Genomic DNA, 15,318 nt, shown 5'->3' with positions numbered 1-15,318 from the left:
GAGCAAGGTTCTCCCAGACGGCCGGTGAATGGCCTGATGAAATACGTGAGATAGACCACGAAGTGGGCGAATCCGCCCACGGTGGCTTAAGAAATTTCGCGCCGGAAAGGCGGTAAAGCATTGAGGATAGCTTTACCGTAGCGCTGGGTGACCAAACGACGGTCGAGCAAGGTGATGGTGCCCCGGTCCTCTTCGGTACGCAGCAAGCGCCCGCAGGCCTGCACCAGCTTCAAGGAAGCATCCGGCACCGAGATCTCCATGAACGGGTTACCGCCCCGGGCTTCGATCCATTCGGCCAACGCGGCCTCGACCGGGTCATCCGGCACCGAGAACGGGATCTTGGCGATCACCACGTGTTCACAGTAGGCGCCCGGCAAGTCGACGCCTTCGGCAAAGCTCGCCAGGCCGAACAGCACACTGGAATCACCGCCATCGACGCGCGCCTTGTGCTTGTTCAGGGTTTCCTGCTTGGACAGGTTGCCCTGGATAAACACCTGCTTGCGCCAGTCGCGATCGAGGCCGTCGAACACGTCCTGCATCTGCTTGCGCGAAGAAAACAGCACCAGGGTGCCGCGAGAGCCTTCGACCAGGCCAGGCAAGTCGCGGATGATCGCAGCCGTGTGGGCCGGCGCGTCCCGAGGATCGGCCCTGAGGTCCGGCACCCGCAGCACGCCGGCGTCGGCGTGATGGAACGGGCTTGGCACCACAGCGGTGACGGCCTTTTTCGGCAAGCCAGCACGCATGCGGAAACGGTCGAACGTGCCCAGGGCCGTCAGCGTGGCCGAGGTTACCAGGCAGCCATACGCCACATTCCACAGGTTGCGGCGCAGCATTTCGGCGGCAAGGATCGGGCTGGCGTTGACCTCGATATCAAACAGCGCACCGCTTTCGGACAGGGTCAGCCAACGGGCCATGGGCGGGTTGTCTTCCGGGTCTTCGACGGTAAAGGCGGTCCACAACTCCCAGTTGCCCTGGGAACGTGACAGCAGGCTGCCGAACAGTGGGTACCATTCTTCGGCCTGGTTGCTGGCGATGCCGATATTGACCTCGCCATCCATGCCTTCCTTCAGCAAGTCGGTGAGGCGGGTGAACAGGTCGGTCAGGCGCGAAAAGCCCTTCTTCAGTTCGATGCCCATTTCGCGCATATGCTCGGAAATCATCCCGCCGACAAAGCGGTGGCGCGGCCGTTCACGGCCTTCCACGTCTTCGCCGGGCTTGAAGTCGGCGACCTGTTCGCAGGCGCTGAACATGAATTGCTGTTGGGTCTTGATCTCCCGCGCCAGTTCCGGCACCTGTTCGATCAGCTTGCCCAGGTCACCGGGCAGCGGGTGCTGGGCCAGCAACTTGGTGAGGTTCTTGGCGGTGGACTCCAGCCAGTCGGCGGTGGAGCGCAGGCGCGTGTAGTGGGCGAAGTGGCCGATGGCCTTGTCGGGCAGGTGGTGACCTTCGTCGAACACGTAGAGGGTGTCACGCGGGTCGGGCAGTACGGCGCCGCCGCCCAGGGCCAGGTCGGCCAGCACCATGTCGTGGTTGGTGACGATCACATCGACCTTGCCCATGCCTTCGCGTGCTTTATAGAACGCGCATTGGCCGAAGTTCGGGCAATGGCGGTTGGTGCACTGGCTATGATCGGTGGTCAGGCGTGCCCAGTCGGCATCTTCCAGGGCGGTGGGCCAGCTGTCGCGGTCACCGTCCCATTTATTGCCGGCCAGTTTCTCGATCATGCTGGTAAACAGCTTCTGGCTGACTTCATCAACCTCGATCTTGAAGCCTTCTTCTTCGAACAGCGACGCCGTGGCGGTCTGCGCATGGCCTTCCTGCAGCAACACATCGAGCTTGGACAGGCACATGTAGCGGCCACGGCCCTTGGCCAGGGCAAACGTGAAGTTCAGGCCACTGTTGCGCATCAGGTCGGGCAGGTCTTTGTAGACGATCTGCTCTTGCAGGGCGACGGTGGCGGTGGCGATCACCAGGCGCTTGCCGGCGGCCTTGGCGGTGGGGATCGCGGCCAGGCTGTAGGCCACGGTCTTGCCGGTACCGGTACCGGCCTCGACGGCCACGACGGCAGGCTCACCCTCGCGGCGGCCCTCGTCGTCGGTGTCGATATCCCCGAGGACCTTGGCGACTTCGGCGATCATCAGGCGTTGGCCATAGCGCGGTTTCAAGCTCTTGGCTTCGAGAAAACGCGAGTAGGCACCCTGGATCGTGGTTTTGAGTTCAGTGCTGATCATGGATAGTCGGGCGCAAAAAACGCTGGATAAATTTTCAGTGGTTCGGATCGGCCGCTATCATACCCCGCTAATTAATCCCGCGCAGAACGGAGTACCACAATGACCGCGTTTAGCCTCGCTTACACCCTGCATGTATTGGCCGCCCTGGTATGGGTGGGCGGCATGTTTTTCGCCTGGATGATCCTGCGCCCCGCCGCTGTGGCGGCACTTGAGGGCCCTGCCCGGCTCACGTTGTGGGCGAATGTGTTTCAACGTTTTTTCGTGTGGGTGTGGGTCGCCGTGCTGATTTTGCCGATCAGCGGTGTGGGCCTGCTGCATCTGCGCTTCAATGGTTTTGAGACCGCGCCGCGCTATGTGCAGGTGATGATGGGCTTGTATGTGGTGATGGCGGCGCTGTTTATCCGCATCCAGGCATTGAAGTTCCCGCAGTTGAAGGCAGCAGTGGCGGCCCAGGATTGGCCGGCGGGCGCCGCTGCGCTGGGGCAGATCCGAAAGTTGGTGGGGGTTAACTTGATTGTCGGGCTGCTGGTGGTGGCGATTGCTTCGGCTCGGCCGATGTTCTGAGATGAGTCCTGCATCGCCATCGGCGGCAAGCCCCCTTCCACATTCGGAATACATCTAATGTGGGAGGCTTGCCCCCGATGGCATCAGACCATTCGACTCATAGCCGCTGGATAGTCACAGTCCCCGCCGGCCCAACCGGCCCCGGTTGCCCTTCCAGCCCTGGCCGGCCTTTTTCGCCGCCATCGGCACGGTACACCAAGCAACCTTTGGACTCCCCGCCCTTGCCCGGCTTGCCCGCCACACCGGCCAGACCACCGGCGCCGCCATCCACCCAGACCTTGATCTGCTGCGCCGCAAAATCCTTCGGCAACTCGACGCGCACCTGCGCGCCCGCCGCACCCGGCAGGCCATCGCCGCCGTTATCGCCATTAAACCCGCGCCCCGCCGCGCCCCAGGTGCAACCTGGGTCCACGCCGTTGGCACCGTCGAGTCCGGCATAACCTTGGGCACCGGCGCCGCCACGGGCGTCCACCGACAGTTCCTCAGCCGTGAGCGAATTGATACGCAAGATCAGGTCACGCCCAGCCTTGGCCGGTTTTTCGTGGGTGCCGGGCGCACCGCGCGAAGTGATCTGGCTGCCATGTTCCAGTTGCGCATGGCGCACCTGCAACTGCAATGCGGTACTGCCAGGCACAATGGCGATGCGCGCATCGCGCCCCAGATGCAGTTCATCCACCGTGACCTGGCTGATCGTGGCCGGGATCAGCAAGGTGCCGTAGTCCGCCACGTCCAGGCGCTCCAGTTGCAACACGCTGGTACTGCTGGGCAGGCGCATCAACGAGTTGGTTTCAACACTGACGCTCTGGGCCAGGGCAACGGGGCTGACCAACAGGGCCAACAGAAAAACCTTACGCATCATGGGGCTCCTGAGTATTTTCAAATTTTTCTTTGGACGCACAGTAACGACTTCTACCGGCGATTTGCCAGTGAAGGATCAAAAAACTTGAGAAGGGCACGGTTTAAGCGAGGATCACCGCCCCCGGAGGATTTTTCGCAGCCTCTCGCTCTAGGCCAGCACGCTCAGCCGCGCTAGTCTCTACGGTCCTGATGTGAGGATCTCTGATGACCGCTGGTATTTCTGCCCGTACCCCCCAGCAAGCGCTGGCCGCCTTGCTCGACCTGCACCAGCCCAAACGCCTGCTGCTGCTGGGTGCCAGCCAGTTCCCGGCGCTGGATGCCTTCAAGGCAGCGCACCCCGACACCCAAGTATCCGTCGCAGCGCCTGGACCATTGCCCGCAGAACTCGCGGCGCAGCGTTTTGACCTGGCGCTGGTGGTCGACTGCCTGGAACACCTTTCCAAACCGCTAGGCCTGACGCTGCTCGGCGGTATTCGCAACCTCAACACCAGCCGGATTGCGGTGCTGGTAGACCTGGTTGCCTGCGACTGGAAGGACACCGACTTCTTCTCCCTGGCCCTGCAGGCCGGCGAGCGCTTCCAGCGCGATGAGCAAGTGCTGACGCTGTTTACCTACGATCTGCTTGACTATAAACAGGTGCCCGACTGGCTCAACGCCCGCTTCTGGGCCAACCCGGAAAACTTCGGAAAGTATTGGTGGTAACCCGATGAGTACATCCATTTGCCCCTGCGGCAGTGGCAACCTGCTGGATGCCTGCTGCGGCCATTATCACGCCGGCCACCCTGCCCCTTGCGCCAGCGCGTTGATGCGTTCGCGCTACAGCGCCTATGTGCTGGGCCTGGTGGACTATCTGGTGGCCACCACGTTGCCCGCGCAACAGACGGGCCTGGACCGCACCGCCATCAGCGCCTGGAGTGCACAAAGCACCTGGCTTGGCCTTGAGGTGGAAAGCTCCGAGGTGTTCGGCGGCCAGCCGGAACACGCCTTCGTGACCTTTACCGCACGCTGGCACGACAACACTGGCGAACATAGCCACCGCGAGCAGTCTTCTTTCGTACAGAATGACGGGCGCTGGTACTTCATCGACCCCACGGTAGAGGTCAAAGCCGGACGCAACGATGCCTGCCTCTGCGGCAGTGGGCAAAAGTTCAAGAAGTGCTGCGCAAGCTACCTCTAACCACCACAGGACCCACGCCATGCTTCGGATATACAGCTTGATGCTGGCGTTGACCTTCGGCCTGAGCGGGTGTGCTTCGTGGTTCGAAGACAATTCGCCAGCGCCCCACGTGTCACTGGTGAAGGTCGAAGTAGTACGGGCCAAATTGCTGGAGCAGAAATTCAAGCTGTACTTTCGCGTAGACAACCGCGACGACGCCGATCTGACCGTGCGGGGCCTGATCTACAAAGTCACGCTGGATGACTTTGTGCTGACTGAAGGCGAGTCCAATGAATGGCTCACCGTGCCGCCCAAGGGCCATCGGTTTTTCAAGGTCTCGGTGCGCACCAACCTCTGGCCGCAGATACGCAGCGTGGTGCAACTGCTGAAAAAACCCGACCAGCCCGTGCCGTATCGCCTGGAAGGTGAGCTCAAAACCGGATTATTCATCGGTTATGACGTGCAGGTAGCCCACAATGGCGTGATAATCCCCGGCGATTTTATTCCGGAGCGACATCGATGACTCAGCAACCCCATGTCCATGGTCCTGACTGCAACCACGATCACGATCACCATGATCACGACCACGGCCATGTCCACGGCCCGAACTGCGGCCACGCTCACCAAGAGCCTGTGCGCAATGCGTTGAAGGACGTTGGCCGCAACGACCCTTGCCCGTGCGGCAGCGAGAAGAAATTCAAGAAGTGCCACGGGGCGTAAGCCCAACACGGTAATCAGCGCCCGGCGACCGTCCGGGCGTATGACGGGTGCGCAACGCCAAGCCGCCAAAGTCCTGATGGGCAATTCCTGAAAATAAGCCTGAGCTCCTGCTTGCGTCGCTTCGCCGCGCTCACTAACGTAGCGCCTTTACTGACGCTACCCCCCGCAGGAGCTTTGCCATGGCCTCGCCAGCCCTCTCACATTTTCTTCCCCGGTTCGGCGTTGCCGCGGCAGTGGCCAGTGCATTAAGCCTGGCCGGTTGCCAGCTCCAGAGCACCCAGGACACCCTGCCTCCCGTTGCGGGCGTGCAGCCGATCAAAGGCCTGGCACAGAATGTGTCGGTGCGCCGCAATGCCCAAGGCATGCCGCTGATCGAAAGCAACACCTTCCACGACGCGCTGTTCAGCCTTGGTTATGTGCACGCCAGTGACCGCATCACCCAGATGGTCACCCTGCGCCTGCTGGCCCAGGGCCGCCTGGCGGAAATGTCCGGGCCGCAAGTGCTGGATGTCGACCGTTTCATGCGGGCGGTCAACCTGAAGAAAAGCGCCGGCGAGCTGTATAACGCCTCATCGCCGCGCCTCAAGCGCTTTTTCGAAGTGTATGCCCGTGGCGTCAACGCCTACCTGTTCCGCTACCGCGACAAGCTGCCGCCGGACCTGGCCCAGAGCGGCTACAAGCCCGAGTACTGGAAGCCGGAAGATTCGGCGCTGTTGTTCTGCCTGCTGAATTTCAGCGAGTCGGCCAACCTGCAGGAAGAGCTGGCGTCCCTCGTGCTGGCGCAAAAGGTCGGCGTCGACAAACTCGCCTGGCTCACCCCCAGCGCGCCGGATGAGCCGATCCCACTGGCTGAAGCCGAGAAACTCAAGGGCGTGAACTTCAGCCAGATCACTGGCCTGGCCGGGCTCGACACCGTGAGCCAGCAACTGAGCAGCCTCAATTCGCTGGCCGTGACCACGTCGAGCAACTGGGCGATTGGCCCGCAACGCAGCCGCAGCGGCAAAAGCCTGCTGGCCAACGACCTCGCCGCCCAGCCACAAGCCCCGTCACCGTGGAACTACGTGCAGATCCGCGCACCGAAGTACCAGGCCGTTGGCGCCTCGATCGCCGGCTTGCCGACGCTGTTGTCCGGCTTCAACGGCAAAGTCGCGTGGAGCATGAGCGCGGTCAAGGGTGACACCCAGGACCTGTTCCTGGAAAAGGTCAAACGCCAGGGCAACGCGTTGTACTACGAGAACAACGGAAAATGGTTGCCGGCCGGCGTGCGTAACGAAACCTTCTTTGTCAAAGGCCAGCGCTCGATTCGCGAAGTGGTGTACGAAACCCGTCACGGCGCCCTGCTCAACAGCAGCCAGGCGCTGACCAGCGGGCTGGGCCTGGCCCTGCAAACCGCCGACTTCAAAGACGACAAGAGCCTGGACGCGTTCTTCGACCTGTCCCGCGCGCAAAACGTCGCCAAGGCCTCGGACGCCACCCGGGAAATCCGCGCCATCGCCTTGAACATGGTGTTCGCCGACGCCACCAACATCGGCTGGCAAGTCACCGGCCGCTTCCCCAACCGCCGCGAAGGCGAAGGCTTGCTGCCGTCGCCGGGCTGGGATGCGCGCTTTGATTGGGACGGTTACGCCGACGCGATGCTGCACCCCTATGACCAGGACCCGGCCCAAGGCTGGATCGGCACCGCCAACCAGCGCACCGCGCCGCGTGGCTATGGCATGCAGTTGTCCAACTCCTGGGATGCACCGGAGCGCAGCGAGCGCTTGGCGCAACTGGCCAACGCCGGCAAGCATGACAGCCGCAGCGTGATCGCCATGCAATACGACCAGACCACCACCTTCGGAGCCAAGCTCAAGACCATGTTCCAGGCGCCGGGCATGGCCCTGCCGCTGAAACAAGCGATCGATGCCCTGCCAGCGGCCGAACAGGCCAAGGCCCGCGAAGCGCTGAAGCGCCTGATGGCCTTTGACGGCCGTCTCGTTGCGACATCCGCCGACGCGGCACTGTACGAATTGTTCCTGCAGGAAAGCACCCAGCAGATCTTCCTCGACGAACTCGGCCCGCAAAACAGCGCCAGCTGGAAAGCCTTCGTCAGCAATGCCAACCTGTCCTACGCCGCCCAGGCCGACCACTTGCTGGGCCGCGAAGACAGCCCGTTCTGGGACGACGTGCGTACACCTCAAAAAGAAGACAAACCGGCGATCCTCGCTCGCAGCCTCGCGGCCGCGATCACCGCCGGCGACAGCCTGTTGGGCGCCGATCACAAGGCCTGGCAGTGGGGCAAACTGCACACCACCACCTGGCAAAACACCAGCGGCCAAGTGATTCGTGGCCCACTGGCCTCCGGTGGCGACCACAACACCTTGAACCCGGCGCCGTACAGTTGGGGCCAGGATTTCAATACCACCCAGGTCCCGGCGCTGCGCATGATCGTCGACTTCAGCCAGATGGAACCGATGATGGGCCAGGGCGGTATCGGCCAATCCGGCAACCCGGCCAGCCCGAACTATGCCAATGGCATCGACCCGTCGCTCAAGGCGCAATACCTGAGCTTCCCGATGCAACCGCAGAACTTTGAGAAGGTGTATGGCAAGGCCCGGTTGACCCTGACGCCAGGCAAATAACCGGCTCCAAATGTGAGAGGGGGCAAGCCCCTTCCCACATTTGGCGCTCTGCATTTAGATAGAACTTCTCAAGGCTCACTCTCCTCCTACTGATAAGCCCATCGCCCCCGGCACGCCCCATGGACCTTGTCATCGCCCGCTCCGAAGGTCTCTACTGCCCCGCCGGTGATTTCTACATCGACCCCTGGCGCCCCGTAGAACGCTCGGTCATCACCCACGCCCATGGCGACCACGCCCGCAACGGCAACCAGCATTACCTGGCCGCCGCCCCCGGCGAAGGCATCCTGCGTTCGCGCCTGGGTCAGGACATCAACCTGCAAACCCTGGCCTACGGCGAAAAACTGCTGCACCACGGTGTGACCTTGAGTTTCCACCCGGCCGGGCACGTGCTCGGTTCAGCCCAGGTGCGCCTGGAATACCAGGGTGAAGTCTGGGTGGCGTCCGGCGATTACAAAGTCGAGCCGGATGGCACCTGTGCGCCCTTTGAGCCGGTGCGTTGCCACACCTTTATCACCGAATCCACCTTTGGCCTGCCGATCTACCGCTGGCAGCCCCAGGCGCAGATTTTTGCCGGAATCAACGACTGGTGGCAGGCCAATATCGCCGCCGGCAAGGCCAGCGTGTTGTACTGCTATTCCTTCGGCAAAGCCCAGCGCATCCTGCATGGCATTGACGCCAGCATCGGCCCGATCCTCAGTCACGGTGCGGTCGAACCGCTGAACCGGGTGTACCGCGAGGCCGGTATCTACATTCCCGACACGCTTTATGCCGGGGACTTCACCAAGACCGATCCACTGCTGCGCCAAGCCTTGATCATCGCCCCGCCCTCCGCCGGCGGCAGCAGTTGGATCAAGCGCTTCGGCGACTACAGCGACGCGTTCGCCAGTGGCTGGATGCGCCTGCGCGGCACGCGGCGGCGGCGCGGTGTAGACCGAGGCTTTGTGCTCTCGGACCACGCCGACTGGCCCGGTTTGCTGTGGGCCATCGAACAAACCGGCGCCGAACGGGTGATGGTGACCCACGGCTCTGTCGGCGTATTGGTGCGCCACCTGCGGGAAAAAGGCCTGGATGCCCAGGGCTTCACTACCCAATACGGTGATGATGAAGAAGAGGCCAGCCCATGAAGGCCTTCGCCGAGTTGTACGCCAACCTCGACGCCACCACTTCCAGCAATGCCAAGCTCGCGGCCCTGCAAGCCTACTTCCTGCAGGCGCCGCCTGAGGATGCGGCGTGGGCGGTGTATTTCCTGTCCGGCGGACGCCCTCGGCAATTGGTGCCGACGCGGCTGTTGCGAGACATGGCCACCGCAGCGTCCGGCATCGAACCGTGGCTGTTCGAAGAGAGCTATCAGTCGGTGGGCGACTTGGCCGAGACGATTTCCCTGCTGTTACCAGAATCGACCTACACCTCAGAAGACGGCCTGGCTGTGTGGCTCGAAGAAAAACTGCTGCCCTTGCGCGGCCTGTCGCCCCTGGACCTGGCCGAGCGCCTGCCGGCGTTATGGGCACAGCTGGATCAACCGAGCCTAATGGTGTGCATCAAGCTGATCACCGGCAGCTTTCGTGTGGGCGTGTCAAAACTGTTGGTCACCCGCGCCCTCGCGGCCATGGCCGGGCTGGACAGCAAACGCGTGGCCCAGCGCTTGGTGGGCTACACCGACCTGTCCAACCGCCCTACGCCCGAGGGCTACCTCAAGCTGATCGCCGCCGAATCGTCTGACGAACATGCGCAACGGGGCGGGCAGCCGTATCCGTTTTTTCTCGCTCACGGGTTGTCGCAGCCGGTGGAGCAATTCGACGTTCTGCTCGGCGCCCCAACTGACTGGCAGGTGGAATGGAAATGGGATGGCATTCGCGCGCAACTGGTCAAGCGCAAGGGGCGCCTGTGGGTCTGGTCCCGAGGCGAAGAATTGGTCACCGAGCGTTTCCCCGAACTCCATAGCCTGGTAAGTGGCCTGCCCGATGGTACGGTGATCGACGGCGAAATCGTGGTATGGAAAGACTCGGTGCAACCCTTCGCCCTGCTTCAACAGCGCATTGGCCGCAAGACCCTGAGCAAAAAAGTCCTTGAGGATGCGCCGGTAGCGATCCTCGCCTACGACCTGCTGGAGCATCGGGGCGACGACTGGCGCAACCACACCCAGGCCGAACGCCGCGCCCAACTGGAACAGCTGATTGTTCAGTGCAACCAGCCAGTGTTGCAGGCCTCGCCGCTGCTGACGGGCGCAACCTGGCAAGACCTTGCGCAGCAACGCGAAGCCTCCCGCAGCCTCGGCGTCGAAGGCATGATGCTCAAGAATCGCCAAGGCCTGTACGGCGTGGGTCGCACCAAGGACATGGGGCTGTGGTGGAAGTGGAAAGTCGACCCGTTCAGCGTCGATGCGGTGTTGATCTACGCCCAGCGCGGGCATGGCCGGCGCGCCAGCTTATACAGCGACTACACCTTTGCCGTGTGGGATGGACCGCCCGGCCGCGAGCGCGCCTTGGTGCCGTTTGCCAAGGCCTACTCCGGGCTGACCGACGAAGAAATGCGCAAGGTCGACGCGATTGTGCGCAAGACCACCGTGGAAAAGTTCGGCCCGGTCAGCAGCGTGACCCCAAGCATGGTGTTTGAGTTGGGATTTGAGGGCATTGCCCTGTCCAAACGCCATAAAAGCGGGATCGCGGTGCGGTTTCCAAGGATGCTCCGTTGGCGACAGGACAAGACAGTGGAGCAGGCCGACAACCTGGCCACCCTGCAGGACCTCCTGACCTGACATAAATCCTCACCTTTGAATGTCCGTATGACTCGAAATGGTGCGCTCATTTTCCCGCGCCCACTTTCGGGCATCTCCTACACTCAAGATCCCCTATTCCCACCTTTTAAAACGCTCATTCGGAACTATGGTGCAGAAATTGCTACTTGAGATCCGTCTGACACCGTTCAGTAACAGTCCTAAACGCGCCACAAGCGCTTATCTTGGTTTCCAGGGATTACATAATGAAAAAAGCATTGCTGACCCTTTCTGCACTGGCTCTGTGCATGGCCGCCGGTACCGCGCTGGCCAAGGAATACAAGGAATTGCGTTTTGGTGTCGATCCTTCCTACGCGCCGTTCGAGTCCAAAGCCGCCGACGGCAGCCTGGTAGGCTTCGATATCGACCTGGGCAATGCCATCTGTGCCGAGCTGAAGGTCAAGTGCAAGTGGGTCGAAAGTGACTTCGACGGCATGATCCCGGGCCTGAAGGCCAACAAGTTCGACGGCGTGATTTCGTCCATGACCGTGACCCCAGTGCGCGAGAAGGCCATCGACTTCTCCAGCGAACTGTTCTCCGGCCCTACCTCGCTGGTGTTCAAAAAAGGCGCCGGGTTCTCTACCCCTGAGTCACTCAAGGGTAAATCCGTGGGCTACGAGCAAGGCACTATCCAGGAAGCCTACGCCAAGGCTGTACTGGACAAGGCCGGTGTGACCACCAAGGCCTACGCCAACCAGGACCAGGTTTATGCTGACCTGACGTCCGGCCGTCTCGATGCGTCCGTGCAGGACATGCTGCAAGCCGAACTGGGCTTTCTGAAGTCGCCAGCCGGTGCCGGCTACGAAGTCAGCGCGGCCATTGACGACCCATTGCTGCCGTCGAAAACCGCGATCGGTATCAAAAAAGGTAACACTGAACTCAAGGCGCTTTTGGATAAAGGTATCAAAGCGTTACACGATGATGGCACCTACGCCACTATCCAGAAAAAACACTTTGGCGATCTGAACCTGTACAGCGGCAAGTAATGCCTGGGGCGCCCCTTCGTTGGAGGGGCGCTTTTTTATCGCCATAGGTCCTGATTTATGTTCGAAGATCTGTTGCAAACCCTCGGGCTGAGCGCGCTCAGCTTGAAGGGTTTCGGCCCGCTGTTGCTGCAAGGCACCTGGATGACCATCAAGTTGTCGGTGCTGTCCCTGGCCGTCAGCGTATTGCTGGGCCTGCTTGGCGCCAGCGCCAAACTCTCCAGCCTGCCCTTCCTGCGCATTCCCGCCCAGCTCTACACCACCTTGATTCGCGGGGTGCCTGACCTGGTGCTGATGCTGTTGATTTTCTACAGCCTGCAAACCTGGCTCACCGGCCTGACCGATTTTATGGAATGGGAATACATCGAGATCGACCCATTCAGCGCCGGGGTGATCACCCTGGGCTTTATCTACGGTGCGTATTTCACCGAGACGTTTCGCGGCGCGATCCTCGCCGTGCCCCGTGGCCAGTTGGAAGCCGCCACCGCCTATGGGCTCAAGCGCGGTCAGCGGTTTCGCTACGTGACCTTCCCGCAGATGATGCGCTTTGCGCTGCCCGGCATCGGCAACAACTGGATGGTGATGCTCAAGGCCACGGCGCTGGTGTCGATCATCGGCCTGGCGGACTTGGTCAAGGCAGCCCAGGACGCGGGCAAAAGCACTTACCAGCTGTTCTATTTCCTGGTGCTGGCTGCGCTGATCTACCTGGTGATCACCAGCGCTTCCAACTTTGTCTTGCGCCGTCTTGAACGTCGCTACTCCGCAGGCTCCCGAGAGGCAGTGCGATGATCGAACTCCTGCAGGAATACTGGCGCCCGTTCCTTTACAGCGACGGCCAGCACATCACCGGCCTGGCCATGACCATGTGGTTGCTCAGCGCCGCATTGGTGATCGGTTTTCTGGTGTCGATCCCGCTGTCCATCGCCCGCGTATCGCGCAACCGCCTGGTGCGCTGGCCGGTGCAGTTCTACACCTACCTGTTTCGCGGTACGCCGCTCTATATCCAGTTGCTGATCTGCTACACCGGCATCTACAGCATCGCCGCCGTACGCGCCCAGCCGGTGCTGGATGCGTTCTTTCGCGACGCGATGAACTGCACGATCCTGGCCTTCGCCCTCAACACCTGCGCCTACACCACGGAGATTTTCGCCGGGTCGATCCGCAGCATGGCCCATGGCGAAGTCGAGGCCGCCAAAGCCTACGGGCTCAGCGGCTGGAAGCTTTACGCCTACGTGATCATGCCGTCTGCACTGCGCCGTTCGTTGCCGTACTACAGCAACGAAGTGATCTTGATGCTGCATTCGACCACCGTGGCGTTTACCGCAACCATCCCGGACATTCTCAAGGTCGCGCGGGATGCCAACTCGGCGACCTTCATGACCTTTCAATCGTTCGGCATTGCCGCGCTGATCTACCTGGCCGTGACCTTTGCGCTGGTCGGCCTGTTTCGGCTGGCGGAGCGTCGCTGGCTGGCCTTCCTCGGGCCGAGTCATTAAGGAGCCTTCATGCGTCATCAGCGACATGAACTGATCTCGCCAGTGCCGGGCACGACGCGGCAGATCCACAGTTTCCACTTCGGCCCGCCGCAGGCGGCAGGCAAGGTCTACATCCAGGCATCGCTGCATGCCGATGAGCTGCCCGGCATGCTGGTGGCCTGGCACCTGAAGGTGCGCCTCGCCGAATTGGCCGCCGCCGGGCGGCTGTTGAGCGAGATCGTATTGGTGCCCATCGCCAACCCGGTGGGCCTGGAACAAGTGTTGATGGATATCCCCCTGGGCCGCTACGAGCTGGAAAGCGGGCAGAACTTCAATCGCCTGTTTGTCGACCTCAGTGAAGAGGTGGGCAACCAGGTCGAGGCGCTGCTCGGGGATGATCCGCAAAACAATGTCGAGCTGATTCGCGCCGCATTGAGCAGCGCCCTCGCCGGGCAAACCGCCGCAACCCAATTGCAGTCTCAACGGCTGGTGCTGCAACGCCTGGCGTGCGACGCCGAGATGGTGCTGGACCTGCATTGCGACTTCGAAGCCGTGGCGCACCTGTACACCACGCCCCAGGCCTGGCCGCAGGTGGAGCCGTTGGCGCGCTATATCGGCTCGCAAGCCAACTTGCTGGCCACCGACTCCGGCGGGCAGTCCTTCGATGAGTGCTTCACCCTGGTCTGGTGGCAGTTGCAGCAACGATTTGCCGAACGCTTCCCGATTCCCATGGGCAGCTTTTCGGTGACGCTCGAACTGCGCGGCCAGGGCGACGTCAACCACGGCCTGGCCAGCCTCGACTGCCAGGCGATCATCGACTACCTGATTCACTTCGGCGCAATTGCCGGCGAGCCGGCCCCGTTGCCCCAACTGCCCTACCCGGCCACCCCACTGGCGGGCGTTGAACCCGTGGCCACGCCGGTGGGCGGCTTGCTGGTGTTCCGCGCTCTGCCCGGTGAATACCTGGAAGCCGGGCAACTGATCGCCGAAATCATCGACCCCATTACCGACCGCGTAACGCCCGTGCACTGCCACAACGCAGGCCTGCTTTACGCTCGTTCGCTGCGCCGCATGGCCACTGCCGGGATGGTCATCGGCCACGTCGCAGGCACCGAGGCCTACCGCAGCGGCTACCTACTTTCGCCTTGAGGATGCACGCCCCATGTACAAATTGACCGTTGAAGGCCTGCACAAAAGCTATGGCGACAATGAGGTGCTCAAAGGTGTCTCGCTCAAGGCCAAGACCGGTGACGTGATCAGCCTGATCGGCGCCAGCGGCTCTGGCAAAAGCACCTTTTTGCGCTGCATCAATTTCCTGGAAACCCCCAACGACGGCGCCATGACCCTCGACGGCAAGCCGATCCGCATGGTCAGCGACCGCCACGGCATGCGCGTGGCCGACGACGCCGAATTGCAGCGCCTGCGCACGCGGCTGGCGATGGTGTTCCAGCACTTCAACCTGTGGAGCCACATGAGCGTGCTGGAGAACATCACTATGGCCCCGCGCCGGGTGTTGGGCTGCAGCAAGAAAGACGCCGAGGACCGTGCCCGACGCTATCTGGACAAGGTCGGCCTGCCAGCACGGGTGGCCGATCAGTACCCGGCATTTCTCTCCGGTGGTCAGCAGCAACGGGTGGCCATCGCCCGCGCATTGGCCATGGAACCGGAGGTCATGCTGTTCGACGAACCCACCTCGGCCCTCGACCCGGAACTGGTGGGCGAAGTGTTGAAGGTGATCCAGGGCCTGGCCGAGGAAGGCCGTACCATGATCATGGTCACCCACGAGATGAGCTTTGCGCGCAAGGTGTCGAGCCAGGTGCTGTTCCTGCACAAGGGCCTGGTGGAGGAGCAAGGCGCACCTGAGGATGTGTTGGGCAGCCCCAAGAGCGAGCGCTTGCAGCAGTTCTTGAGTGGCAACTTGAAGTAAACCTTTGCGG

Annotated in this window: 15 protein-coding genes; 13 read left to right on the top strand and 2 right to left on the bottom strand. The window is 62.0% G+C overall.

What is annotated here, in order from left to right; all coding sequences use genetic code 11:
- Nucleotides 1-86: 86 nt before the first annotated feature.
- Nucleotides 87-2,231, bottom strand: coding sequence for an ATP-dependent DNA helicase DinG (gene dinG / locus PspS35_RS07110; protein WP_159933324.1), 2,145 nt, complete (start codon nucleotides 2,229-2,231; stop codon nucleotides 87-89).
- Nucleotides 2,232-2,330: 99 nt separating this feature from the next.
- On the opposite strand from dinG, the gene PspS35_RS07105 reads away from it, so the two are divergent.
- The gene (locus PspS35_RS07105; protein ID WP_159933323.1) at nucleotides 2,331-2,795 is read left to right on the top strand and encodes a CopD family protein; all 465 of its coding nucleotides are present in this window, start codon (nucleotides 2,331-2,333) and stop codon (nucleotides 2,793-2,795) included.
- A 97-nt stretch (nucleotides 2,796-2,892) separates the two neighbouring features.
- On the opposite strand, the gene PspS35_RS07100 is transcribed toward PspS35_RS07105, so the two are convergent.
- Complete coding sequence (locus tag PspS35_RS07100) at nucleotides 2,893-3,651, bottom strand: collagen-like protein (protein ID WP_159933322.1); 759 nt, start codon at nucleotides 3,649-3,651, stop codon at nucleotides 2,893-2,895.
- Between the two features lie 206 nt (nucleotides 3,652-3,857).
- Between PspS35_RS07100 and PspS35_RS07095 the strand changes: the two genes are divergently transcribed.
- The 12 genes from PspS35_RS07095 to PspS35_RS07040 all read left to right on the top strand — a co-directional run bounded on the left by PspS35_RS07095 (nucleotide 3,858) and on the right by PspS35_RS07040 (nucleotide 15,308).
- Nucleotides 3,858-4,355: a DUF6231 family protein gene (locus PspS35_RS07095; protein WP_159933321.1), complete on the top strand. Its 498-nt coding sequence runs from the start codon at nucleotides 3,858-3,860 to the stop codon at nucleotides 4,353-4,355.
- A 4-nt stretch (nucleotides 4,356-4,359) separates the two neighbouring features.
- A complete protein-coding gene (locus tag PspS35_RS07090; protein ID WP_159933320.1) occupies nucleotides 4,360-4,830 on the top strand; it encodes a YchJ family protein in 471 nt (156 codons plus the stop codon).
- Nucleotides 4,831-4,849: 19 nt separating this feature from the next.
- Nucleotides 4,850-5,332 carry an LEA type 2 family protein gene (locus PspS35_RS07085; RefSeq protein ID WP_159933319.1) on the top strand — a complete coding sequence of 161 codons (483 nt, stop codon included), beginning with the start codon at nucleotides 4,850-4,852 and terminating at the stop codon, nucleotides 5,330-5,332.
- Nucleotides 5,329-5,529: an SEC-C metal-binding domain-containing protein gene (locus PspS35_RS07080; RefSeq protein ID WP_003189235.1), complete on the top strand. Its 201-nt coding sequence runs from the start codon at nucleotides 5,329-5,331 to the stop codon at nucleotides 5,527-5,529. The genes PspS35_RS07085 and PspS35_RS07080 overlap by 4 nt, the downstream gene beginning before the upstream one ends.
- 179 nt (nucleotides 5,530-5,708) lie before the next feature.
- Nucleotides 5,709-8,150 carry a penicillin acylase family protein gene (locus tag PspS35_RS07075; protein ID WP_159933318.1) on the top strand — a complete coding sequence of 814 codons (2,442 nt, stop codon included), beginning with the start codon at nucleotides 5,709-5,711 and terminating at the stop codon, nucleotides 8,148-8,150.
- 119 nt (nucleotides 8,151-8,269) lie between these two features.
- Nucleotides 8,270-9,274: a ligase-associated DNA damage response exonuclease gene (locus tag PspS35_RS07070; protein WP_159933317.1), complete on the top strand. Its 1,005-nt coding sequence runs from the start codon at nucleotides 8,270-8,272 to the stop codon at nucleotides 9,272-9,274.
- A complete protein-coding gene (locus PspS35_RS07065; protein WP_159933316.1) occupies nucleotides 9,271-10,905 on the top strand; it encodes an ATP-dependent DNA ligase in 1,635 nt (544 codons plus the stop codon). The genes PspS35_RS07070 and PspS35_RS07065 overlap by 4 nt, the downstream gene beginning before the upstream one ends.
- Nucleotides 10,906-11,129: 224 nt before the next feature.
- A complete protein-coding gene (locus tag PspS35_RS07060; RefSeq protein WP_159933315.1) occupies nucleotides 11,130-11,909 on the top strand; it encodes a transporter substrate-binding domain-containing protein in 780 nt (259 codons plus the stop codon).
- 57 nt (nucleotides 11,910-11,966) lie between these two features.
- Nucleotides 11,967-12,695, top strand: a complete 729-nt coding sequence (locus PspS35_RS07055; RefSeq protein WP_159933314.1) for an ABC transporter permease — start codon at nucleotides 11,967-11,969, stop codon at nucleotides 12,693-12,695.
- Nucleotides 12,692-13,402 (top strand): ABC transporter permease, encoded by a 711-nt coding sequence (locus tag PspS35_RS07050; protein ID WP_159933313.1) that lies wholly within the window; start codon nucleotides 12,692-12,694, stop codon nucleotides 13,400-13,402. Before PspS35_RS07055 ends, PspS35_RS07050 begins: the two co-directional genes overlap by 4 nt.
- Nucleotides 13,403-13,411: 9 nt before the next feature.
- A complete protein-coding gene (locus PspS35_RS07045) occupies nucleotides 13,412-14,530 on the top strand; it encodes a succinylglutamate desuccinylase/aspartoacylase family protein (RefSeq protein WP_159933312.1) in 1,119 nt (372 codons plus the stop codon).
- 13 nt (nucleotides 14,531-14,543) lie between these two features.
- The gene (locus tag PspS35_RS07040) at nucleotides 14,544-15,308 is read left to right on the top strand and encodes an ATP-binding cassette domain-containing protein (protein ID WP_159933311.1); all 765 of its coding nucleotides are present in this window, start codon (nucleotides 14,544-14,546) and stop codon (nucleotides 15,306-15,308) included.
- The last annotated feature ends 10 nt before the right edge of the window (nucleotides 15,309-15,318 follow it).

It is taken from the genome of Pseudomonas sp. S35 (assembly GCF_009866765.1).
Taxonomy (GTDB): Bacteria; Pseudomonadota; Gammaproteobacteria; order Pseudomonadales; family Pseudomonadaceae; genus Aquipseudomonas.
The sequence above is the reverse complement of the archived record's forward strand: the minus strand, read 5'-3'. Positions and strand labels throughout refer to the sequence as shown.